Origin of the sequence: Bacillus sp. AR13-1 (assembly GCF_008042285.1) — a bacterium.
GTDB lineage: Bacteria > Bacillota > Bacilli > Bacillales > Bacillaceae_G > Bacillus_A > Bacillus_A mycoides.
Window position 1 is genome coordinate 14,688 of sequence record NZ_QNUA01000025.1, and the last position, 23,712, is coordinate 38,399.

The following is a 23,712-nucleotide window of genomic DNA, read 5'->3' on the forward strand; positions in this document are numbered from 1 at the left end:
TATACAAGAGCTAGAAACAGAATTAAAACAAAAAGATATTGAAAGCCAAGAGACTATTTCTTCTATCCACGACCGTGTACAAAGCGTTGTTCAAGAGCATCAACTTGTAAATAACCAGCACCATACACTCCAAAATTTAATTCAACATTTAAACTCATGTTTTGAAAATGTTTCAACACGTACGACACATTCCAATGAATTAAATAGTGAAATGTTACAAAAAGAACAAAGCTTAATTCAGTCTATTGAAGAAATTATCGATTGCTCTAATGAAGGAAAAGAATCTGTTCACCGTTTACTTATTGTAATTAATAAATTAGGTGAACAATCTCAGCGCACGTCTAATAGTATGAATCATTTAAGTGAACGCTCAAAAGAAATCGAGCAAATCGTAGAAGTAATTCAAAACATTGCTGCGCAAACAAATTTATTAGCGTTAAATGCAAGTATTGAAGCTGCACGTGCTGGAGAGCATGGAAAAGGATTCGCTGTTGTTGCCAATGAAGTAAGAAAACTAGCAGAAAGCACAGCGGAGAGTACAAAAAACATTGGCAATTTAACGAAAAAAATCCAAGAGGAAATTGAAAAAGCGTACGAAAATACAAAAGATAATTTACATTTAGTTGATGAAGGTGTAGAAATGAGCGCCGATACTAACGCTAGAATTGAAAATATTTTAATAATGATTCAAACATTACAAAGTGGCGCTACAAATGTTATTAAAGCTATCGAAAACCAAAAATCTTGTAATGATGATATATTACGAGAATTTGCAAATACACAGCAAATGTTCCAAAAATTAAATACTACTATTATGAATCATATTCATGATGCTGAAAAAGTCGATGTTCAATTATCAAAAAGTCTTCAAGAAACAGTAGCTTCTCATTAATAATAAAAATCCCTTATACCGGTATAAGGGATTTTTATTATATTTCGAATATTTATTTCTTCTCAATATTCATCCTCTCTTTTGCTATAATGGAAAAGTTGTTTCTTTCGACTAATAAACAAGGAGGTTATTATGGAACAATTTTACTACATTTTAAAATATTTAATTCTTGGTCTGTTCCAAGGGCTAACAGAGCCAATTCCGATTTCTTCAAGCGGTCACCTCGTTTTAGCACAGCATTTGCTAGGACTAAAAATAGAAGGGTTTAGCTTTGAGCTACTTGTTAATTCAGCTTCATTATTAGCTGTATTACTTATTTATAGAAATGATTTAATTCGTCTAACAAAGAATGGTCTATCTTATATATTCACAAGAGCAGAAGATGCAAAATCAGATTTCTTCTTTATTATTTACCTTGTTATTGCAACCATTCCAGCAGGTGTAATTGGAGTTTTATTTAAAGATTATATCGACCACTATTTAAAAGGTGTTAAAATGGTTGGGATTTCCCTTCTTATTACTGCTATCGGCCTTTGGATTATTCGAAACTTGCGTGGACGTAAAAATGATGGTGACCTTTCTATGAAAGATGCAATCATTATTGGTCTAGCACAAGCTTGCGCACTAATTCCTGGTATAAGCAGATCAGGTGCTACAATCGTGGCAGCAATGTTACTTGGTATGAAGCAAGAAACAGCTCTTCGCTTCTCATTCTTACTATACATTCCTGTTAGCTTAGGTGGTTTATTGTTAAGTATTACAGACATTGCAAACGATCCAAATTTAGATACATTATTTGTACCTTATATTGTTGCTTTCATCGCAACATTTGTCATGACATATATTTCATTAAAATGGTTTATGAACATTATGGCAAAAGGAAATTTAAAATACTTCTCTTTCTACTGTATTATCGTAGGTGTGCTAACTATCATTTTCTTATAAAATGAAACTTTAATCAGTGGGGGTTTTGTTCATCCCTCCTGATTATTAGCCCTCACCAATCGGGCTTTTACCGGCAGCAGGGCTCCCACCTAACTTCTTTGCTCCACCTGAATTTTGAGGTGGGAGTTTTACTGCCCACAAATAGCGGGATAAAAAACCACTTACTGCCCTCATACAGTAAGTGGTTTTTCCTTATGCATAAACTTTCTTTTCCTGACAATACAAGCGAATAGCATGTGAATTTTTTTGAAATAAATCATGTGTTAAGCGAATAATAATAAAATTTCGTTTTGTATTATCATCATGAACAAAAATCTGTTCCCCCTCTTGAAAACGCCATGTGCTTTCAAAAGTTGTAATATGATCCCCGCTTACCGAAAAAAGCTCATATTGCATATCTAGTACCCTCTCTCAACTTATATAATCACAATATCCTTATATTAGATTTAGTATAACTTAATTCCGATAAAATTTGTAATTCTTTCTATTTCGAAATATTTTAACTTTGTTTTAAACTCCTTTTAGCGCTATAATGATAAACGAATTTTCATTGAAAGGAGCTTCATTTTGACTGCATATTTATTTCCAGTAAAAACAGCATTTATTTTATTTCCTATTTTAGCAATGTTTCTCTTAATTCCTTTTTTAATATTTAATTATCGAAAATACGGTTATTTAAATAAATGGCGCTCATTTATTTTATACTCATTATTACTCTACTTATTAAATGCCTATTTTCTTGTTATTTTGCCATTACCACAAACGTATGATACTTGTAGCCTACAACCGGCTAATACACAGCACATGCAACTCTCACCATTTTATTTCATACAAGAGATTGGTAATCATACATCAGCAATTTTAACGAAACCAGCTACTTATTTCTACTTATTAAAAGAATCTGCATTTTTACAAGTTGCATTTAACGTTCTATTAACCGTTCCATTTGGTATTTACTTACGTTATTATTTCCGACGTAGTTTCTTACAGACTATTTGTATTTCTTTTTGTCTTTCACTATTTTTCGAGCTAACACAAGTGACTGGACTATATGGTATTTATAATTGTGCATATCGCTTATTTGATATCGATGATTTGTTTTTAAATACACTAGGTGGCGTAATTGGTTTTATCATTGCACCAATATTTACGTACTTCCTTCCGAAAGCAAACGAGTTAGATAGTCGTATTGATTTGGAAACGAAACCAGTCGGATTCGTTCGTCGCCTTATCGCGATGCAAATTGATTGGATTTTCTTATCTATCGTTGTACCTGTCATTAAAAACAAAGGAAATTCTTTCTTCATTTCTAATATCCAATCTTACACAAATGTATACGAACTCCTTTTCATTACATGTTCAATCTTAATTTACTTTATTATCATCCCATATTTTACAAATGGAAGAACAATAGGGAAAGCGTTGCTTCGTATTTACATTAAAGGACAAGCAGAGCGTATTACACTAAAAGAATTATTCATTCGTTACGGTATATTCTATTTCATTTTAGGTGGAATCAATTACATTCTTTCTAGTAGCTCTATTTTAAATCATACAGAGCCTTTAGTATTACTAGTTATACTGTTATTCCAATTTGTAATTAACGGGCTATTTATTATTCATGTTTTATTACATGTATTTAGCAGTGATAAATTACTATTTTACGAGCGTATTAGTCATACAAGAAATGCAATTACACTTAAAAAAGCTGACAAATACTAATTTGTCAGCTTTTTTTCATAATCGTAAATAACTTTTCTGTATAAGGGCTTAAAAATATTCCTGTTTCATCTAGTGACTTCCTCACTTTTAGAAACGAATGCAATTCTGGATATATATTTTGCAATTTTTCGTACGTTAACGTATGCATTTTCCCCCAATGTGGGCGCCCTTCATACTTTAAAAAAATTTTCTCCACTTCACCAAAATAAGCGGCATACTTCATACCTTTATACATATGAACAGCTATATACGCTGAATCTCTTCCATATGCTGGACTGAGCCATATATCATCACCTCTCACGTAGCGGCATTCAATCGGGAAGTGCACCTTATACTTTTTCTTTTCAATAAGATTTGAAATTTCTTCTACAACAGCCCTCATATACTTTGAAGGGACACTGTACTCCATTTCATAAAATGGAACTGTACGTGATGTAGCGAACACTTCATAGCTTGGTCCAATTATTTTCGTGTTCGGTACAGCCTTAGCTGATAATCGGCTTACTCCTTTACTTATAGAAGGAAACCATTTACACCCTTTAGATAATAAAGAGAACATCCTATTTTCAAGTAACTCCACCTTTAGTTTATGCCATTTCAAATCACTTTCTTTACTCGTTGTTTCGTTTGTAAATTTCACTTGTACTTCATCTGAATAAGGAAAAACGAAAAATTCAAAATGACGATTCTTCTTATATTCTTCTAGTTTGTTCATTACAGTAGACAATGATTGTTTTTCACTTTCATAAACAAGCGAATACGCTGGGATAACCTTCAATTTTATCTTTACAATGATACCTAGCATTCCAAGCGACAACTGAAATGCTTTCCAATATTCGGCGTTCTCGGTTTCTGAACAAACTATACTCTCACCTGTTGATAAAACTGCCGTGATCTCTATAACTTGTGTTGATAAACTCCCAAATGTAACACCCGTCCCATGAGTTCCCGTACTAATCGCTCCTGCAATAGATTGTGAATCAATATCTCCTAAATTTTCTTGCGCATAACCTTTTTCCTGAAGTAACTTCCCTAAATCATGTAGCTTTGTTCCCGCCCATACTTCGGCAACCTTCTTCTCTGCATCAATATTTGCAATGCCCTTCAATTCATCTAAAGAAACTAAAATTTCTTCCGTTTGCACAAGAGGTGTAAAAGAATGCCCTGAACCGACAACACGAATTTTCTTTCCTTTTTTTCGTGCAAGCCCCACAACTTCTACTACATCTTGTATACTTTTTGGATACATCGTATAATGCGGTGTTCCTTCTACATTCCCTGTCCAATTTCTCCATTTTTGTCCCTTTATAGAAAGCATTGTCCATCCCCCCGATATGTTGAATACTCTCCAACGATTTCCCCTTGTTTAATGCGATACAAAACAGGAAAACGCTCACATAACTCTCCAGCTTTACTATGACGAAACAAGATAGAATCTCCTATCGCTACTCGTTCCTCACCGTCATAAAAAATTGGCGTTTGCACTTCACCAGCACCTTCTAAAGCTAATAGTTTTGCACCACCCGGTCGCCAAACCTCAGGCTCTTTATCTTTACCAACTGCACCTGAGGCAATATATCCGCCACCTAGGCAAGTATAAATAAAAGGAGCCGGTTTGCGTACAACTGGTAAAGCAAATCCGGCAGCTGGCTGAAATTTTACTTCTTTATAATAGTCAAACAGTTTAGGAGAGTAAAAGGCGGATCCTACAGTAATCTCTGAAACTGAGTTATCTTGCTCAGTTGTTTTTATACTTCCTGTTCCTCCCCCATTTACAAATCTTAGTTCAATACCAAGGTTTTGTATTTCTTTTACGATACGTTCTCTTCTTTCTTTAACCTCTAACACTGATTTCTTCTTTAAATACGAAACAGCTTTACTTTTCATCCATTGATTCGGTATATGATCCCCCACCCCGGCAATTTGAGCTTCATATCCCATTACACCATCTAGTATTAAATATGATGAGCCCTTCACCTTTTCTACTATTTTCAAAGCGCTCTGCACATCTTTTACCGGGGATCTTTTTACACCAAAATGAAATTTCAAAAAATGACTACTCATATCAATATCCAAACAAACGCGAAAACACCCTTTAGACTTCTCAGCAATTTTTTCTAAATAAGTAATATGGTCTTCACAATCCACCATACAAGTTATAATGTGCCCTTGCTTTGTCAGCAAACTAATTTCATGTAAAGCTCTTTCATCATAAACAGGATATCCGAGCAATAAATCATTAAATCCTTGTTCAATTAAAAACAAAGCTTCTCTAGGAGAAAAACACATAATACCTTGAAAGCGATTATTTGCAGCCAAAATCTTTTTCATAATTGGAACAGAGCGTAATGATTTACTCGCTATACGAATCTTCTTATCTCCACTTAACTCTATAATCGATTGAATGTTCCTCTCTAAAGCCACTTCATCTAAAAATGCACACGGTAATGGAACTTCCTTAAAAATTCCTCTATCCACAGTTTTCTCTCCTCTTCTATATATGTCTTATACATATTGGAAAGAAAGAATGATTTTCCTGTTTTCAAATAAAAAAAGTTTCTTCTTTACGAAGAAACTTTTTCAAGGCTACTCTACTTCATAGAAATAGTCGCCTCTACTGGATAATGATCCGAGTAATCATTATATGTATATTCTTTGAGCCATGACGTAACAGTCCATTGTGGCGATTTCGACTGTAACACCTTATTCTCTATATACGATGGATTAGCATGGTCCTTACTTGTAATAATATAATCTAAATACTCGGCAGGGCTATCGGGGAAGTTATATTTCGCAATACTGTTTGTCGTCGCATCCCAAGTTGCAGTATGTCCAGTATAAGATGGAATAGAAGCGTGCAATGTTTTGAACATGGATGCGTACTCTGAGTCACTATTATTCTCAGCATTTATTTTATTCACATTCATATCACCACCAATTAACACATACTCGTTATTTGGTATATTTTTATTTTTAATAAACTCTTGAATTTCTTGTAGCTGTTTTGTACGTACAGATGCTGGCGAAGTTTGTCCACACATATTATCTTCAGCTTGTAAATGTGTCCCAATTACATGAACGAAACGATCATTTTTCTTAACTTTTGTGTATACAAATCCTTTATTTGATAAGTTATCTGGCCCACATCCTTTTTCAAATACATATTGAATCTTTTCAATGATTGGCCATTTACTTACAATAGCTACACCGCCATCTTCAGGGGTCGAAGATGAATAGTTACCTAATGTTTTATCCCATTCGTTTCCGTTACTACGACCTAATACTGCCGTTTGATTTGGATATTCTTTCTTCAAATTTCCTAATAAGCGATTTGAAGCGTTATTATCAAATACTTCATTTAATATAACAACATCTTGATTTTTCATATAATCCGCTGCCCCAATTAAATCAGCACGCTCATTTTGTCCCCAGTTCGGATATAAGTTCGTTGATAGCATGTACACATTATGCGTCATCACTTTTAATGTATTATTTTGATTTATAGACATTTCTGCTTGAGCTGAAGATCCACTATATAAAGCTCCTAAACCAATGCCAAAGCTAAGTACAACTTTTAGCAATTTACCTTTCACGTTTCATACCTCCATGTACTGTGTAGTGATAAAAAGGCCAAATACTCTATTCTGAGATTTGACCTTTTTCAAATATTTAACGATTTCCGTACGTATCAAACCAAAGCTGGATGTATCCAGCAGTAACACGTTGTGCATCCATTAATCGCGTACCTGTCATTGGTGTAACTTCAGCGCGCCATTTATCTGCATATTCTTGTGATACAGCTGCTTTCACGAACCAATCTTTCGTATTATCATTTACAATGCCAGAGTAATCTTGTTTCGCAGCTACTGCCGCTCCATGAATCCAATCTTCTGGATTTGTACCTTTCCAGTTCCAATATCCATTTCCATCCGTTACTTTATAATTATCTTTTATCGTATCTACAAAGTTTTCATATTTAGAATGGAACCCTTGTGGATACGAAAGATTTGTAAAGTTTGCCGCATGCATCGGTTGATTTACATCCCCTAAGTAATGAAGAGATAACCCCAAATAGAAGAATGCTTGTTTCATATCTTTATTTTTGTATGACTCACCTGCTAATTTGAAATATTTAGCTCCAGTTTCCTTTGCCTGCTTTGCAAATGGAATATAAGTTTTTCCATTGTCAGGGTCATAGAAGTGTGAAGCAAATGTGCTATTATCATAATAAGGATTTTCATAGTCAGCAGCATAAATACCGTTCTCTAACTCCGTACGCCATTCATTTAATAGTGCAACTTGATCTTGTTTTACAAGTGTTGTATTACGAGACATAATATCCATTGCACGGTTTACAATCCATAAATGAGAGTTTACGCCTTCTTTATGCTTATCTTCAGCAGACCAGCGGTGAACTATGTTTATTCTACTTCCCCCATCATTTTCATGAGCAAATGCAACACTTTGTAACGGAGCTACTAATGTAATAGCTGCTGCTAAAGCAAGAACTTTCTTTTTCATCTGAAATCCTCCATTTTATAATTGAATTATTTTTCATATTTTGTTAGGATCCTACGATGTCTTCCGGTTAACCTATGACTAGAATATCCCACCTTTCACAAAATTTCTATCAATAAATTAAAATATGCAAATGTTCATATCATTATAACTTTATACATAGTGAATATAATGAATGAATACACTTACATTGTAATAAAATATTGTTAAGCTACTGCAAATACTTGTCTAAACTAATGTAAAAAAAGAGTAAAGCGATTAACCGCTTTACTCTTTTTTTCTTTTCGATAATATACTTGGCAGTTGCACATTAACTGCCAATTTATGAATAAATCCAAACACTAATCCAATCCCGATAAATATGTATAAAATCGTAAATACCTTTCCGAAATCAGTTTGCGGACTAAAGTTCCCATCACCGACAGTCGTCAACGTAACCACACTAAAATATAGAGCGTCAAGAGGACGTAATCCTTCAACTGTACTATAAAAAATCGTACCAGATGTTAATGTTAAAAATGTTAATACGAATAATACTTGAAATTCTTTATCTTTCCACGCTCGTAAACAAGCTTTTAGCATCCGTTTCAATGTCAACATAAATGAAAGCATTAGACTTCCCCTTCCAAACAAAATACCTGTAGTTAAAGGAAAGTCTATCACCTTTCTGTATAGAAAAAAAGTAGCCCTCTTCTATTTCTAGAAAAGGGCTACTTTTTACTATTCTCTATTATTTAGGTGAAACAAGAATTTTCACTTGTGTTTTATCTTTTACAAGTGCTTCAAATCCTTCTTCAACAACTTGATCTACTGTGATTTTTTTCGTAATTAATTTCTCTGCTTGAATTTGGCCAGAGCTAATTAATTTAATAACAGCTGGGAAGATATGACGGTATCCAAGAATACCGATAACTTCTTTTTCTTTTAGTACAAGATTGTTTGGCGTAATTGTCGCATCTTTTTCCCACACACTAACAATTACAGTTTGTCCTTCAAAGCTTGTACTTTCAATCGCTTGACGAAGTACTACTTCGACACCTGTTACTTCAAAGCTCACATTTACACCTAAACCATTTGTTAAGTTACGAATTTCTGCTAGTACATCTTGAGTAGCTGGATTTAATACATAATCCGCACCTGCTAATTTTGCTAACTCTTGACGTTCTTTAGAAAGTTCTACTGCAATAACAGGAGTTGCTCCTGCTGCTTTAGCTGCTTGAATGACAAGAAGTCCAATTGGACCACAACCAAATACTGCTACAGCTTCCCCTTCTTTTAATTTACTTTGACGTACTGCATGAACTGCTACCGCTGCTGGTTCTACAAGTGCACCTTGTTCATACGTCATTTCATCAGGAATATGGTGGACCATATCTTCTGGTACTACTGTATATTCAGAGAAACCGCCGCCTTCTCCGCCAAGACCGTGGAAAACAAGTTGTTCACAAACATTGTAATGTCCATGTTTACAAGCTTCACATTTACCACAAGAATAAATTGGTTCTACAACGACGCGATCTCCCACTTTATGAGAAGTAACGCCTTCACCGATTTCAACTACCTCACCACTAAACTCATGACCTAAAATAACCGGTGCTTTTACGTGTGTTAATGGGTGCTCTTCTGTTGGAATAAAAATAGGTCCTGCTAAATATTCATGCAAGTCTGTTCCGCAGATACCACACCATTTCACTTTGATCTTAACTGCTCCTGGTCTTACAGTTGGTTCTGGTACTTCTTCTACTCGTACATCGCGTTGATTATGCCAAAGTAATGCTTTCATTTTATACATCCCTCTCTACGTATATACTTAACCTGGTGAAGTTTACCAATCTATTATAATACTTCTATCCATATATTTCAAAAAAACAATCTCAATTCCACTAAATTTTAACAAATAACGTTCAATATTTTGTCACTTTGTACTTTTTTCCACATCTGTTAATGCTAATTTCATTGCGGTTGAAATTAGCATTATGCCATAATAGCATAGGAGAGGTGAATATCGCTTGAAATATTTTATTTACTTTATTGTTATCGTAGCGTTTCTAGATACATTTTCACAATTACCTATTATGAGTACGTTCGCTCAAAGTCTTGGAGGATCTCCTCTTATTATTGGGCTAGTTGTCGGTATGTACTCATTCGCTAATATGATCGGTAATATTATTGCTGGCGCTGCTGTCGATAAATTTGGTGCAAAAAAAATACTTTATATAAGCATGGGACTTACGAGTTTCATAGTCTTGTTATACACCGTTGTTCAAAGTGGTGAACAACTATTAGTTGTGCGCTTTATGCACGGCTTTAGTGACGGATTTTTAATTCCTGCTGCCTTTACGTTTTTATCAAAACAAACAAATTCAGCAAGACAAGGTAAGGCAATGGCTCTATCTGGTGCTGCTGTTGGAACAGCGGCAATTGTAGGACCGGCTTTCAGTGGAATTATGAAAGCAACTGCTGGTATAGAGTGGGTGTTCATCACCATTTCTATTTTAATGGTCCTTGGTACAATCGTATCTCTATTCTTCTTACCAAATAACGTATCAAGAAAAGATACCTCAAGAACACAAATGATGAACAAAGAAGATATGATTGAACTATTGAAATCAGAACCGTTATTGCAAGCATATATTGGTGCTTTCACACTAATGTTCTCACAAGGAATTGTCACTTATATGCTACCAGTGAAAGTTGAGGCATTAGCGCTTAAAGCATCTACAACAGGCATGATGTTAAGTGTATTCGGAATTACCGCTATCCTCTTCTTCTTGCTACCAACAAACCGTATTTACGATCGATTTAATCGTTCAAAACTCATGCTAATTGGGATTGCAGTAATGGCATTCGCGTTATCTTTACTTGGATTATTCGCAACAAAAGGTATGCTCTTTATCGTTATGATGATTTATGGCATTGGATTCGCTATCCTTTTCCCATCGATAAATGCATTACTTGTTGAAAATACGACAGATGATAAGCGCGGAAAAGCATTCGGATTGTTTTATGCTTTCTTCTCATTAGGAGTTGTTGCTGGCTCCTTTACAGTCGGAGCAATCGGGGCATCGCCTAGCGTCAGCTTCGTTATCGGAACTGCATTCTTGTTAACATTTGCTGGAATGATTTTTGTAAGAAGCAAAGTAAAAAAGACAATGATGGGTTAATTCCATCATTGTCTTTTTTTAAAATGCATATTGATATAATCCGTAATATAATGGCAGCGTTGGGATAATACCAATTAATTTGAATATAAAAGGTAGCGGGTCATCCTTCTCTTCATATAAACGTAAAACAAAAACGGCACTCAAAGTCCAAATAACACTAAACAGGAAGATGCATTTCCAAACGAGTGGGGTTACTATCTCTACATCAAAGACAAAACCAAATAGCCCAATCCACGTGATTATAGTCACCACAAAATCAAACTTTTGAATTAGTGTTTGAAACATGCCTCTTACTAGCGAAGTTATAGTTAATATCGCTATAATTACTAAATAAACTTTCCACAACATAATGATAAGCTCCTATTCAACTTTTGACTTTCAACAAGCCGTATTTAATAAACAATATGGCATTATATTTTTCATAAAGATAATACAACGGATAACAAAATAAGAAGAAACTAAGTACAGTTGGTACATCATCTATAATAAAAAAATATTTTACTAGTAATTCCTTAATACTCTCTCCAATCATAATAAACAGTGGAATTATACAAATTGCCGCTAATATTAAACATGGTGTGATCCTCATTTCTTTTAATTTCACCTTACAGTGTGGACACCTGAATGAAAAAGGATGCGGGAGATCAATAATATGTTGTGCATTAATATTCCCTTCACACTGTGGACATTCAATTATTTCTTTCATTTAGTTCACTCCTTTCTATCCATAAAAAAGAGCCCTATCGAATAGAGCTCTTTGATTGCCGAATATATCACTTTTGTGTATAGCCAAATAACAATGTAAATAAATTAAACTGTAAAGGCAATACTACATTTCTTCTTCTACAAAGAAAGTGTATAAATACCGACGATACTTCGACAATTTCCTCGGAAATATTTCCTTTCCCCACATAATTTGATACACTACATATGAACAGACAATTGTATTACATAAGCTAAAATAATAACTTAATGTACAAATTAAAAAGCACACTCTTCATATGAAGAATGTGCTTTTATGTTATTAACGTTTAATCCAAACAGCGCCTGCCGATTTATCCTCTGCCTGTCCAACAACTTGGAATTTAAGTCCAAGGTTTGGAACTTTTCTTCCCGCGTCTGCAATTTGTTTGTTACTATATACTTTTGAATCATCAAAAGTTGTAACACCTTGTAATCCAGAATAGTTAAACTGTCCACGTGTTAATGAATTTGCACTCCATGCGGGTGTTTGATCAAATGAAAAGGCAGCGTCTGCAATTTGCATGCCTGTATTACCATACGCTGGTTTCCCGTTTAAATTCCCAACAAACGCTTCTGGATGAGAGTCTACAACACCAAGGAAGCCTTCACCTGGATGTACCCCAACCCAGTTATCTTTGAAACTATCATCTGCATACCAAACGACAAGACCAGTATTATACACCGGACCTTTTCCTGCTTTTAATCCATTATCTGATCCAGCATAGTTTCTCCACTCTAAATAATAATAATGTTGTTTCTTCTCTGTCCCATCAGAAACAACGAATCCATTTAACTGCATTTTAGATGTTCCTTCTGCATCATCAGAAAATACTACTTGTCCATCAACTGTTACATTTACATTATCCATCGCGAAACCTTTATATGTTAAAGCTGGATCTGTAATATAGTCGAATTGTAGTTTCACTTTCTTCCCTTTAAATTGACTTAAATCGTATGATTTATCAATCCATTTTCCATCTGTCGTGTCTTTATCTCCTTGTACTACTTTTTCTCCAACTCTATCAATTAACGTCTTCGTTCCATCTTCTGTTACAGCATGTACTTCGATGAAATCACACTCTGCTTCTAACTCATAATTTGCTTTATAATCGAATTTTGCATTTGTTCCTTTTGTTAAATCAAAGAATGGTGTTTCTAACGTTGTATGCATATCATCTCCTCTTGTACTATAATATGCATGCTTTCCAAACTCCGGTTTAATTGTTTCAACACTTTTACCTGGTAAGTTAACACGTACAACGCCTGGACGATTGGATTTCGTAACACTTTGATCAATATATGTAGGAACTCCTACACCACGCTTAATTTTATCGTAATCTACTTCTAAAATTTTTGCCCAGTTACCACCCATATTTTTTTGTAAGAAATCTTTATTTTGTGGTGAGAAACTAGTTGGCTCTGTTCCTGCGATTTTTCCTGTCCAGCTACCTCCACTCATTAATGACCACGCTTCAACAGGTGAACCAGTTCCAGTATATTTCGTGTCATATTCATCCGGTAAACCAAGGTCATGTCCAAATTCATGCGCAAATACACCTACTGCTCCATCTTCTGGTTCAATTGTGTAATCATGCGCTGCTACTTTTCCACCAAAGTAATCTACATTTGATTTTGTACCTTCAATCGCTACTGGATCTATTGCTAATTTTGAACGATGTGACCAAATTGCATCATCACCTAATTTACCGCCACCAGCTTCTTGACCAACACCAGCATGGATTACCATTAAATGATCAATTACACCATCAGGTTCATTTGGATTTCCATCACCATTTGTATCATATCTATCAAATTGATCAAATTGAGATAAATCTAACCCTTTCTCAGCAGCTGCATGTAAAGCTTCTTTCACTAAATCACGTGCGCCTTTTGGTCCTTTATTATCGTGACCACTACTACCATCAGCACCGTAGTCAGACGCTTTCCCTGGCACAGTTAGCCATTCGGTTACATATCCATCCGTCGTATAACTACCGCCAGACTGCTCTTCATAATATTGTTTAAACGTTTTTACTTTCGAACCATCAAATAGCTTGTACGGCTCATTACCAAATAACATTTTTTGATAATGCTCTCTACTAAAGTCTTTCGAATACATATACCCTGGCGTTTGATCAATATTATTATGTTTATAATCACTAAATTCAACGAGTAATACTAATACTTTATCATTTCGAACCGGTCCATTATATGGCGCTTGCTTTGCTTTAGAAGTTGGAACTTGCCCATTCAATTGATTTTTATTTGGTTCCGGTTTTTGCTCAGGGCTAACATTTTTTTCAGGTTTCTTTACTTTCTCCTTTTCTTCCATTTTTTTCTCTTTTACTTTTTTCACAAAATCAGATGCCTCTTTAGCAGTATCCGCTGGAAGAATTTCTTTATTTGCCTGATCCCCTTGTTTCTTTTCAATATATTTCTCTACAGCCTTTTTCGTCTCTTCTTTAGAAGATGCTGGATTAATTGTTCCTCTTTCCTTCAGTGCTTCCGCTAAACGATCTTCTTGAATTAAATTGTAATCAATTGGTGTTGTAGACACACTTTCTTTTGCTGGCGTTTCTGCGTATGCTAACGGAGCACTCATTACAGCTGAGCATCCGATGATTGTCGCGATCGTTAACGATGACAACACTTTAAATGGCGCTTTTTTTCTCATTTTACTCATCCCCTTGTATCAATCTTAAACTTCAGATAAAAATACGTAATCTATCCTCCCTTGTATAATAAAAGACATGATTCTATAAGCAATAAGCTTTCTGTTATAGAATCATGTCCTCCAGTTTTCTGGTCAGACCCTCTATCTTTTTATGTCGAAATGTGAAAAATAAAGAGTGATTTGTATATATTAAATAGCTTATATTAAAAATTTAAAAGACAATATGCACAATTGCATGAAAATTCTTTCAAACAAAAAAAAGAACCCAAGTTAATTAAACTTGGGTTCTCCATTTCGTATTATTTCTCTTGTGTTTTTTCCCAATCAGCTAAGAATTTCTCAATTCCTTGATCTGTTAATGGGTGCTTCACTAATGAAGCGATTACGTTTGCTGGGATTGTTGCAATATGTGAACCGTTTAATGCTGCTTCTGTTACATGAACACTGTGACGGACAGATGCTGCAATGATTTCTGTTTCAATGCCGTGAATTGCAAAGATTTCTGCGATTTGGCGAATTAAGTCCATACCGTTATGACCGATATCATCTAGGCGACCTAAGAACGGTGAAACGTATGTCGCACCAGCGCGAGCTGCAAGTAATGCCTGCACCGCTGAGAATACTAATGTAACGTTCGTACGAATTCCTAAATCTGAGAATGCTTTTACTGCTTTTAAGCCTTCTGTTGTCATTGGAACTTTTACAACAACGTTTGGAGCGATTTTTGCTAACTCTTTTCCTTCTTCAATCATTTTATCAGCTTCTAAGCTAATTACTTCTGCGCTTACAGGTCCTTCAATAAAGCTGCAAATTTCACGAATACGCTCATGGAAATCTACGCCTTCTTTTGCTACAAGTGATGGATTTGTCGTTACTCCAGCTACTACACCTAATGCATTTGCCTCTTTAATTTCGTTAATGTTTGCTGTATCAATAAAAAATTTCATTTGTTATTCTTCCTTCCTAATTTTCATTTTATATTTATTTATTTTTTCTTAATAAGCTCTAATTCAATCGGAATAAATTTGTCCACTTTTTTACCTTGTGTTATCTCTTTCGCTGTTTCCATCGCCTTCTCTCCGATTAATTCTGGTTTTTGAGCGACTGTTGCTGCCATACGCCCATCTTTAACCGCTTTTACAGCATCATCTGTTGCATCAAATCCAACAACAACCACATCTGTTTTACCAGCAGATTTCAATGCCTCAATTGCGCCTAATGCCATTTCATCGTTATGAGCAAACACTGCTTTTATATCGCTATTTGCTTGCAAAATATTTTCCATAACGGATAATCCTTTTGCACGATCGAAATCAGCTGCTTGTTTTGCTACTACTTTTAAAGACTTATCAGCTACGTTATGGAATCCTTTCCCACGCTCACGAGCAGCAGACGATCCAGGGATTCCTTCTAACTCAGCAACATTTGTTCCTTCACCAACTAACTCCCGAATGTAATCACTAGCCATTTGACCACCTTCTATATTGTTGGAAGCAATATGAGAAACAACTTTACCTGAATTCGCAACCCGGTCTACTGTAATAACAGGAACATTGGCTGCATTAGCTGCACTTACCGCTGAAGCAACAGCATCTGAATCGGTTGGATTAATAACAATTACATCGACACCTTTTTGAATTAAATCTTCAACATCATTTGTTTGCTTCGCCGCATCATTTTGTGCATCAACAGCAATTAATTCAATGCCGCTATCTTTTGCCTTCTTTTCTGCACCTTTTTTCAACGTGACGAAAAATGGATTATTTAAAGTTGAAACAGAAAATCCAACTTTAATAGTTTTATTTCGACCTTTATCGCTAGAATCCTTTGCCCATTCTGGTGGTTCCATTGAACAACCAGCAGTAACTACCATGATGCATGCAACGAGTATCAGTAACCATTTTTTCATGAATTGTCCCTCCATTACGCTTCTTTTCGACGATCAATTAGTACAGCTAGTAAGATTACAAGTCCTTTTACAACTTGTTGGAAGAAAGAAGATACACCTAATAAATTTAAACCGTTATTTAGTACACCAATAATAAGCACACCGATGAATGTACCAACAATCCATCCTCTTCCACCTGAAAGACTCGTTCCTCCTAACACAACTGCAGCAATTGCATCCAATTCGTAAGAAGTACCAGCAGTCGGCTGTGCAGAATCTAACCTTGATGTTAAGACAATACCTGCAAGCGCTGCCAAAATTCCGGAAAGACCGTAAATCATTACTTTAATTCTCGTAACATTAATACCTGATAAAGCTGCCGCTTCTTCATTTCCACCAATCGCAAACGTACGGCGACCAAACGTTGTTTTCTTTAAAATAAAGTACAATACTGCAAAAGCAATCATCATTGTAACGGCTGGCACAGGAATACCAAGGAAATAACCACGGCCAAACATTTGGAACATTAAATGATCACCAAGACCAGTGATCGGACGTCCGTCCATATAAACAAGCGTCAACCCGCGAAAAATAGTCATTGTTGCTAAAGTTGCAATAAACGGAGCTACTTTTCCCTTCGCAATAATGATACCGTTTACAATCCCCATTGCAAGACCTGCTAATAATCCAACTACCATTGCAAGGAACGGATCCATGCCACTTGCCATCATTCCGGCAACAAGTGCACTTGATAATGCTAAAATAGAACCTACCGATAAGTCAATACCCCCTGTTAAAATAACGAAGGTCATTCCAAATGCAATGAGTGCATTAATCGATACTTGGCGCAGTATATTAAATAAATTTGGAATTTCAATAAATGCTGGATTTAAAGCTGTAATTACTACGATAATTAATACTAATCCAATTAAAGAACCAAGTTGTTGTAATACATTCCCCTTCTTAGCCATATCTTACTCTCCCCCTGTAGCTAGTGCCATAATAGACTCTTGCGATGCCTGATCTTTCTCTAAAATACCACCGATTTTCCCTTCATGAATGACGAGAACTCGATCACTCATTCCTAAAACTTCTGGAAGCTCAGACGATACCATAATAACGGCATCTCCTTGCTCGGTAAGCTTATTCATAATAGAGTAAATTTCTTTTTTAGCCCCAACATCTACACCTCTCGTTGGTTCATCTAAAATGAGTAACTGCGGATGAATACCTAACCATTTTGCAATTACAATCTTTTGCTGATTTCCACCAGAAAGAGATTTGACAGCTTGCTCTCCGTTTGCTGCTTTCACATTAAGAAGCTTCATCATATCCTCTGTAAATTGCCGTTCTAAACCTTTATTAACCACGCTTCCCTTTGAAAGACTTTCTAAATTTGGTAAAGCTAAATTTTCACGAATCGAAAAATCTAACACAAGCCCTTCAGATTTTCTATCCTCTGTAATAAAGGCAATTCGTTGTCTAATCGCATCAATTGGACTATCAATTTTTACTTCTTGTCCATTCATGAAAATTTTTCCTGAATCGAGCGGTTCATATCCAAATATTGCTTTCATAATATCCGTGCGACCAGCTCCCATCAAGCCCGCAACACCAAGGATTTCACCTTTTCTAACTTGAAACGAAACATTTTCAAATTTTCCTTTTTTCGTTCCGTTTCGCATTTCAAAAATCACTTCGCCAATTTGACTATTTCGTTCTGGATAACGTTCACCAATACTGCGGCCCACCATCATGCTAACTACTTCATCAAATGACGTTTCTGGAATTAATCTTTTCCCTACATATTCTCCATCACGCAAAATCGTAATAGCATCACATATTGAAAAAATTTCTTCCATCCGGTGTGAAATATAAACGAATGAAACGCCCTCTTTACGCAATTTATTAATAACAATAAACAGAGTTTCAATTTCGCGATCTGTTAATGCTGCTGTAGGTTCATCCATAATAATAACGCTCGCCTTTGTCATTAATGCTTTAGCAATTTCAATAATTTGCTGTTGTCCAACTGATAATTCACCTGCTAGCATAGCACCTCTCACATGTAGACCAAGATCTGCTAATTGTTGCTGGGCAATCGCATTCATTTGACGCGTACGTAAAATGCCCGTTTTCCCATACATTAACTCTTTTCCAAGAAACATATTTTCAGCTACCGTTAAATTCGGTAATATGTTCAACTCTTGATGGATAAATGCAATACCATACTCTTCAGCTTCTTTCGCACTTTTAAAAGTTCGTTCTTTCCCATCAATCATGACTGTTCCACTGTCTTTTTTATATACACCTGTTAAAATCTTCATGAGCGTCGATTTCCCCGCTCCATTTTCCCCCATCAATGCATGGACTTCTCCTGTTTCAATCATAAACTGTGCGTTTTTTAGAACAGGATTACCACTGAACGCTTTTGAAATGTTCTTCATTTCAATATGCATTCTCATCACATCCCTTTATTAAAAAATCACGCCTGCATGTAAAATAACATTCGCATAAGGCGTTGCTTCTCCTGTACGAATAATCGCCTTCGCTCTCTTTGTATGCTCTTTAAATTCCTTATGAGACACATATTCAAATGCTGGCTCTATTAATCGCATCTCAACTTCTTTATTTACCTCTGCATTATTTATAATAACTTCTTCTGCTAACATCACTTTTTCAATTGCCATATCATCAGCAACTACTTGTAATACGTCTAAAAAGCTAGGCTTTCCGATTTCAACTGCTAAATCAATTCGTTTTACTCCATCAGGAATAGGTAACCCGCAATCAGCAATTACAATCGTATCTGTATGTCCAAGTGAAGCAAGGACTGCCGCAATTTCGCTATTTAATACACCGTGCTTTTTCATCCGACAATCACCTGCACTTCACGTACTCTATCTCTCGTTGGCATACCGCCCTGTGCCCCAAGTTTCGTTACAGAAAGACCACCAGCAATATTTGCAAAACGAATTGCCTTTTGAAGTGTTGCTCCTTCAGAAAGCGCAACTGCTAACGCACCGTTAAATGTATCACCTGCTCCAGTCGTATCTACTACGTCTACAGCAATACTTGGAACTTGAACAACTTCCGTTCCGTTATGGAAACGAACACCATTAGACCCTTCCGTCATCAATAGCTTATTTGGATATTTCGCAAGTAACTCTTCAATTGGTGATGTGAAATCATTTAATACGATGCGACATTCATGTTCATTCGGCGTAATATAAGTCGCTTTTTCTAAAATATCTTCTGATAAAAATTGTGCTGGAGCCGGATTCAACATAACTGGAATTTTATGCTCCTCACAAATAGACAGAACGTATTTTACTGTTTCAAGCGGAGTCTCTAGTTGAAGAACAACCATATCAGCTTTTACAAGAAGGTCTTTTGAACGATCTACAATCGACTCATTTACAAGAGCATTTGCTCCTTGTACGACAACAATACTGTTATCCTCTTCTGCTAAAACGATATGAGCGATTCCTGTCGTCCTATCTGTAACCGGTACCACATAGTCGATAAAAATGCGTTCGTTCTCCAAATTTTTTCTAACTACTGTTCCGTAATCATCATTTCCTACTGCACCAATCATCGCTACATTTGCTCCTAATCTAGCTGCAGCAACTGCTTGGTTGGCCCCTTTTCCTCCTGGTATCGTATGAAACGCTTCACCAATTACTGTTTCTCCTGCTTTCGGCCGTATTTTTGAAACAGCCACTAAGTCCATTGAAATGCTACCTACTACTGCAATATTTGGCATCTGTCTCATCTCCTTACTTCGTTGTATTTCGTTCTATAATTTCAATCGGTAAACGATAGTGTTTCTCTTCTAATGGATTTCCTTCCATCTGCTCTAACAACAATTCTGTTGCAATTTTCCCCATTTCATAAATTGGCTGTGCAACAGTCGTAATAGATGGATACATCATTTCAGTTAAAGAAATTCCATCGAATCCAATAATTTGTAAATCGTCTGGAATAGAAATTCCCTTTTGAAGTGCAGCCTTTACAACGCCGATTGCAATTAAATCATTCCCAGCAACAATTCCATCAATATGCGGATATTCTTCTAATAATTCCACCGCTACCCGTTCACTATTAGCTGGATCGAATGTACTCTCTGCAATCATATAAGAAAGATTATTTTGCGTAATAACGTCTACAAAACCTTCAAAACGTTCATTAGCTGTGCTCACATCACGCGGTCCACGAATATGTGCAATATGTTTACACCCTTTGTCTATTAATAACTTTGTCGCCGCCTGGCTCCCTGCATAGTTATCTGCATATACAGTAGGAATCCGCTCATTAAACATACGGTCAATCGCAACAACTGGAATAGACAAATTCATGTAATTAACACTATTTTGTGGATTCGTTGCTACAATAAATCCGTCCACATTATTTTGTCTAAGCACATCAATGTATTGCTTCTCTTTTTCTAAATTTTCATCAGAGTTACAAAGTACAACTGTGTAACCTTGCTTATGTGCTACATCTTCTACAGCACGTGCAACTTCCGGAAAGAATGGATTCACGATATTTGGAACAACTAAGCCAATTAAACGAGACTTTTTATTATATAAAGAACGCGCTACTGTACTAGGCTTATAATCTAGCATTTCAATTGCTCGCTCTACTTTCTTTAATGTATCCTCATGGACATATCCATTTTTATTTAACACTCTGGAAACGGTCGCAACAGATACCCCTGCTAATTTTGCAACGTCTTTAATCGTACTCATTCTCTTTTCTCCTCATTTCATGTAACCGTTTACAGAAAATAATATAACGCATTTATAAAAATACGTCAATCATTTCTAACTAAAAAGCTTTTAAGGTTATACTCAAAAAAAGCATCGCCATAAGGCGATGCTTTTTTATTACGAATATGATACAGTTTTTTCCTTTTCTTCTACAGCAGGCTCTTCAGCATCTTTTTTACGATCAGACAGTTTAATTTTCTGTAAGAAAATCGTAAAGATAGCACCTACTACGATAAATACCAATCCTGTTAAGAATACAGTATGAAGTGAGTCCACTAAAGAGCTTTTCAAAATTGGTACGATGCTATTAGAAAATGCTTCTGGCATTTGTTTTAATGCCTCTGGACTAAATAGCATAGAATATAAACTTTGTGGATCTGTATGAATCATATCTTTAAATTTTGTTACCATTTGTCCCGCTTCTTTTGGGAATGTGTCTAATACAGGTACTAATTTATTTGTTAACGTTGTGCCTGAAGTATTATTCATAATTGATCCTAAAATTGTAATCCCAAACGTTCCACCGATTTGACGGAAGAATTGACTTGATGATGTTACAACGCCAAGATCTTTTTTCGGGAAGCTTTCTTGTAATGCTAATGTTAATATCGGCATAACAAGACCCATTCCTAAACCGATAACCATCATATAAGAAGTAGCGGTAAGCTTAGTTGTGTGCATATCCATCGTTGTTAATAACCAGAAACCACTAGCCATAATAAGCATCCCTGTAATAATTTGTGGTTTCACACCAATTTTTAATACAAGCTGACCACCAATAATACTCATAACGATCATTGTAATCATCATCGGTGTCATAATCGTTCCTGATTCAGCAGCACTTACGCCTACAATTCCTTGCATAAAGAACGGTACGAACATAATTGCTCCAAACATTCCGATACTCATAAAGAAACCGATCGCATTCAGTAGTGTAAATGTGCGGTTTTTAAAGAAGTGCATCGGTAAAATTGGTTCTTCAGCCTTCGTTTCAACGATAATAAAGCTAACAATACCAATGGCAGCTAGTGCAAATAACCCGATAATTTGCCAAGAACCCCATGCATAATCTTTTCCGCCAAACGTTAACGCAAGTAATAAACTTACAACACCGAGAATCATCGTGAAGATTCCAGCGATATCAATTTTAATTGGTCCTGTTTGTTTATGTGCTTTTAATCCCATTGCAATGAAGATTGTCGCTAAAATACCAACTGGTAAGTTAATATAGAATACCCATCTCCAGTTCACTGCGTCTACAATCCAACCACCAACTTGTGGTCCAATTACAGAGGCAAGACCGTATAGAGCTCCAAAAATACCTTGCCATTTAGCACGTTCTTTTCCCGTGAACATATCTCCGATAATAATCATAGCCATTGGCATCATAATACCGCCACCAAGACCTTGAATACCACGGAAAATAATTAATTCTGTCATACCGTTTGCCATACCACATAACGCTGAACCAACCATAAAGATAATTAATCCTGCTATATATACGTTACGACGCCCAAGTAAATCCGCTAATTTACCTGCAATCGGTACAACCGTTGTTGATGTTAACATGTAAGCTGTTGTTAACCATGTCATTAAACTTAATCCACCTAGTTCACCGACGATACGCGGCATTGCTGTACCAACGATTGTTCCGTCCAATGCAGCAAATAGCATTGCGATTACTAAACCGATTAACAACAACTTTCTATTCTGATTTTCTTGTTGCTCCATGTAATCTCCTCAATTCCTCTTAGTTTTTCTCTTTTTTCTCTGGTTTCCCGCAAATAATTGTTTCTAGCTTTTCAAAGAGGCGCAACAAATCTTCCCTCTCTTGTAATTCTAAGTGTGAGAAGTACTTTGCAATATGCTCATTACGAGCCGCCATCGCTTCTTCTACTGTAGCTTTCCCCTTCTTCGTTAGCTCAATGACAACAACGCGGCGATCATTATCGTCGTGATAGCGCTCTACTAACCCATGATCAATTAAACGATCAGTCATTACTGTAATCGCGCTCGGTTTCACGTACATTTTCTCCGCCAATTGTGTCGCTCTTGAAGCTCCGTAATGATCTAAAATCTTTAAAATATAAAACTGCGGTGGTGTAAGTCCTGATGCTTGCATTTGTTCTAATAGCTCTGTTTGCATTTTCTTTCCTATAGCGAATGTAAGAGCTTGAATCTTATCAATATGAGTCATATCATTTGGCATGTTATCCACCTCTTATTTAAGCAATAAAATATTTAACGTATTTAAATATTAATCCCACAAACAAAATACGTCAACAACTTTCTTTATAAAAACGTTTACATTCTTGTCACAAAGTTGTATAATTTTCGTCGAAGTTAATATTGACAGTCACGGAGAATCGGAGTATATGGCTATGAATCATAAA

General features: G+C 35.8%; 24 protein-coding genes. 4 read left to right on the forward strand and 20 right to left on the reverse strand.

Annotated features, from left to right (window positions below):
• Positions 1–211: 211 nt before the first annotated feature.
• Positions 212–892 carry a methyl-accepting chemotaxis protein gene (locus DN408_RS32525; protein ID WP_438263248.1) on the forward strand — a complete coding sequence of 227 codons (681 nt, stop codon included), beginning with the start codon at positions 212–214 and terminating at the stop codon, positions 890–892.
• Between the two features lie 132 nt (positions 893–1,024).
• On the forward strand, positions 1,025–1,837 hold the full coding sequence (locus DN408_RS18885; RefSeq protein ID WP_002010553.1) for an undecaprenyl-diphosphate phosphatase: 813 nt from the start codon (positions 1,025–1,027) through the stop codon (positions 1,835–1,837).
• Between the two features lie 45 nt (positions 1,838–1,882).
• Here DN408_RS18885 and DN408_RS32105 read toward each other — a convergent pair whose 3' ends face one another.
• Both DN408_RS32105 and DN408_RS18890 read right to left on the reverse strand, forming a co-directional pair.
• The gene (locus DN408_RS32105) at positions 1,883–2,011 is read right to left on the reverse strand and encodes a hypothetical protein (protein ID WP_002186962.1); all 129 of its coding nucleotides are present in this window, start codon (positions 2,009–2,011) and stop codon (positions 1,883–1,885) included.
• 18 nt (positions 2,012–2,029) lie between these two features.
• On the reverse strand, positions 2,030–2,233 hold the full coding sequence (locus tag DN408_RS18890; protein WP_002125270.1) for a hypothetical protein: 204 nt from the start codon (positions 2,231–2,233) through the stop codon (positions 2,030–2,032).
• A gap of 171 nt (positions 2,234–2,404) precedes the next feature.
• Here DN408_RS18890 and DN408_RS18895 point away from each other — a divergent pair, with 171 nt between their 5' ends.
• Positions 2,405–3,559 carry a VanZ family protein gene (locus tag DN408_RS18895; RefSeq protein WP_002125268.1) on the forward strand — a complete coding sequence of 385 codons (1,155 nt, stop codon included), beginning with the start codon at positions 2,405–2,407 and terminating at the stop codon, positions 3,557–3,559.
• Between the two features lie 4 nt (positions 3,560–3,563).
• Here the strand turns inward: DN408_RS18895 and DN408_RS18900 are convergent, their stop codons facing one another.
• The 6 genes from DN408_RS18900 to bdhA form a co-directional block, all read right to left on the reverse strand.
• On the reverse strand, positions 3,564–4,877 hold the full coding sequence (locus tag DN408_RS18900; protein WP_002125266.1) for a D-arabinono-1,4-lactone oxidase: 1,314 nt from the start codon (positions 4,875–4,877) through the stop codon (positions 3,564–3,566).
• Positions 4,865–6,037, reverse strand: a complete 1,173-nt coding sequence (locus DN408_RS18905; protein WP_033731013.1) for an amino acid deaminase/aldolase — start codon at positions 6,035–6,037, stop codon at positions 4,865–4,867. Before DN408_RS18905 ends, DN408_RS18900 begins: the two co-directional genes overlap by 13 nt.
• Before the next feature lie 113 nt (positions 6,038–6,150).
• Positions 6,151–7,152, reverse strand: coding sequence for a sphingomyelin phosphodiesterase (gene sph, locus DN408_RS18910; protein ID WP_078178019.1), 1,002 nt, complete (start codon positions 7,150–7,152; stop codon positions 6,151–6,153).
• Between the two features lie 76 nt (positions 7,153–7,228).
• A complete protein-coding gene (cerA, locus tag DN408_RS18915) occupies positions 7,229–8,080 on the reverse strand; it encodes a phospholipase CerA (protein WP_002029789.1) in 852 nt (283 codons plus the stop codon).
• A 264-nt stretch (positions 8,081–8,344) separates the two neighbouring features.
• A complete protein-coding gene (locus DN408_RS18920; RefSeq protein ID WP_000948238.1) occupies positions 8,345–8,689 on the reverse strand; it encodes a potassium channel family protein in 345 nt (114 codons plus the stop codon).
• Between the two features lie 118 nt (positions 8,690–8,807).
• Positions 8,808–9,860 (reverse strand): (R,R)-butanediol dehydrogenase, encoded by a 1,053-nt coding sequence (bdhA, locus tag DN408_RS18925; RefSeq protein WP_000645834.1) that lies wholly within the window; start codon positions 9,858–9,860, stop codon positions 8,808–8,810.
• 226 nt (positions 9,861–10,086) lie between these two features.
• Between bdhA and DN408_RS18930 the strand changes: the two genes are divergently transcribed.
• Positions 10,087–11,241, forward strand: a complete 1,155-nt coding sequence (locus tag DN408_RS18930) for an MFS transporter (RefSeq protein ID WP_002125260.1) — start codon at positions 10,087–10,089, stop codon at positions 11,239–11,241.
• A gap of 18 nt (positions 11,242–11,259) precedes the next feature.
• Here DN408_RS18930 and DN408_RS18935 read toward each other — a convergent pair whose 3' ends face one another.
• The 12 genes from DN408_RS18935 to DN408_RS18990 all read right to left on the reverse strand — a co-directional run bounded on the left by DN408_RS18935 (position 11,260) and on the right by DN408_RS18990 (position 23,528).
• The gene (locus DN408_RS18935; protein ID WP_002125259.1) at positions 11,260–11,589 is read right to left on the reverse strand and encodes a hypothetical protein; all 330 of its coding nucleotides are present in this window, start codon (positions 11,587–11,589) and stop codon (positions 11,260–11,262) included.
• Between the two features lie 16 nt (positions 11,590–11,605).
• Positions 11,606–11,947, reverse strand: a complete 342-nt coding sequence (locus DN408_RS18940; RefSeq protein WP_078178020.1) for a hypothetical protein — start codon at positions 11,945–11,947, stop codon at positions 11,606–11,608.
• A gap of 318 nt (positions 11,948–12,265) precedes the next feature.
• Positions 12,266–14,659 (reverse strand): M6 family metalloprotease immune inhibitor InhA2, encoded by a 2,394-nt coding sequence (gene inhA2, locus DN408_RS18945; RefSeq protein ID WP_002125257.1) that lies wholly within the window; start codon positions 14,657–14,659, stop codon positions 12,266–12,268.
• Between the two features lie 299 nt (positions 14,660–14,958).
• Entirely contained in the window at positions 14,959–15,606 is a 648-nt protein-coding gene (gene fsa, locus DN408_RS18950; protein WP_000667669.1) for a fructose-6-phosphate aldolase, read from the reverse strand.
• Positions 15,607–15,644: 38 nt separating this feature from the next.
• Positions 15,645–16,568 (reverse strand): ribose ABC transporter substrate-binding protein RbsB, encoded by a 924-nt coding sequence (rbsB, locus tag DN408_RS18955; protein WP_002125255.1) that lies wholly within the window; start codon positions 16,566–16,568, stop codon positions 15,645–15,647.
• Positions 16,569–16,582: 14 nt separating this feature from the next.
• A complete protein-coding gene (locus DN408_RS18960; RefSeq protein WP_002029798.1) occupies positions 16,583–17,518 on the reverse strand; it encodes an ABC transporter permease subunit in 936 nt (311 codons plus the stop codon).
• 3 nt (positions 17,519–17,521) lie between these two features.
• A complete protein-coding gene (gene rbsA / locus DN408_RS18965) occupies positions 17,522–19,006 on the reverse strand; it encodes a ribose ABC transporter ATP-binding protein RbsA (RefSeq protein WP_002125250.1) in 1,485 nt (494 codons plus the stop codon).
• An 18-nt stretch (positions 19,007–19,024) separates the two neighbouring features.
• Positions 19,025–19,420 carry a D-ribose pyranase gene (gene rbsD / locus DN408_RS18970; protein ID WP_002125248.1) on the reverse strand — a complete coding sequence of 132 codons (396 nt, stop codon included), beginning with the start codon at positions 19,418–19,420 and terminating at the stop codon, positions 19,025–19,027.
• The gene (gene rbsK, locus DN408_RS18975) at positions 19,417–20,313 is read right to left on the reverse strand and encodes a ribokinase (RefSeq protein WP_078178021.1); all 897 of its coding nucleotides are present in this window, start codon (positions 20,311–20,313) and stop codon (positions 19,417–19,419) included. Before rbsK ends, rbsD begins: the two co-directional genes overlap by 4 nt.
• Before the next feature lie 13 nt (positions 20,314–20,326).
• Positions 20,327–21,298 carry a ribose operon transcriptional repressor RbsR gene (gene rbsR / locus DN408_RS18980; RefSeq protein WP_002114118.1) on the reverse strand — a complete coding sequence of 324 codons (972 nt, stop codon included), beginning with the start codon at positions 21,296–21,298 and terminating at the stop codon, positions 20,327–20,329.
• A gap of 138 nt (positions 21,299–21,436) precedes the next feature.
• The gene (locus DN408_RS18985; RefSeq protein WP_002125243.1) at positions 21,437–23,050 is read right to left on the reverse strand and encodes an MDR family MFS transporter; all 1,614 of its coding nucleotides are present in this window, start codon (positions 23,048–23,050) and stop codon (positions 21,437–21,439) included.
• A 19-nt stretch (positions 23,051–23,069) separates the two neighbouring features.
• The gene (locus DN408_RS18990; protein WP_002125240.1) at positions 23,070–23,528 is read right to left on the reverse strand and encodes a MarR family winged helix-turn-helix transcriptional regulator; all 459 of its coding nucleotides are present in this window, start codon (positions 23,526–23,528) and stop codon (positions 23,070–23,072) included.
• Positions 23,529–23,712: the final 184 nt, after the last annotated feature.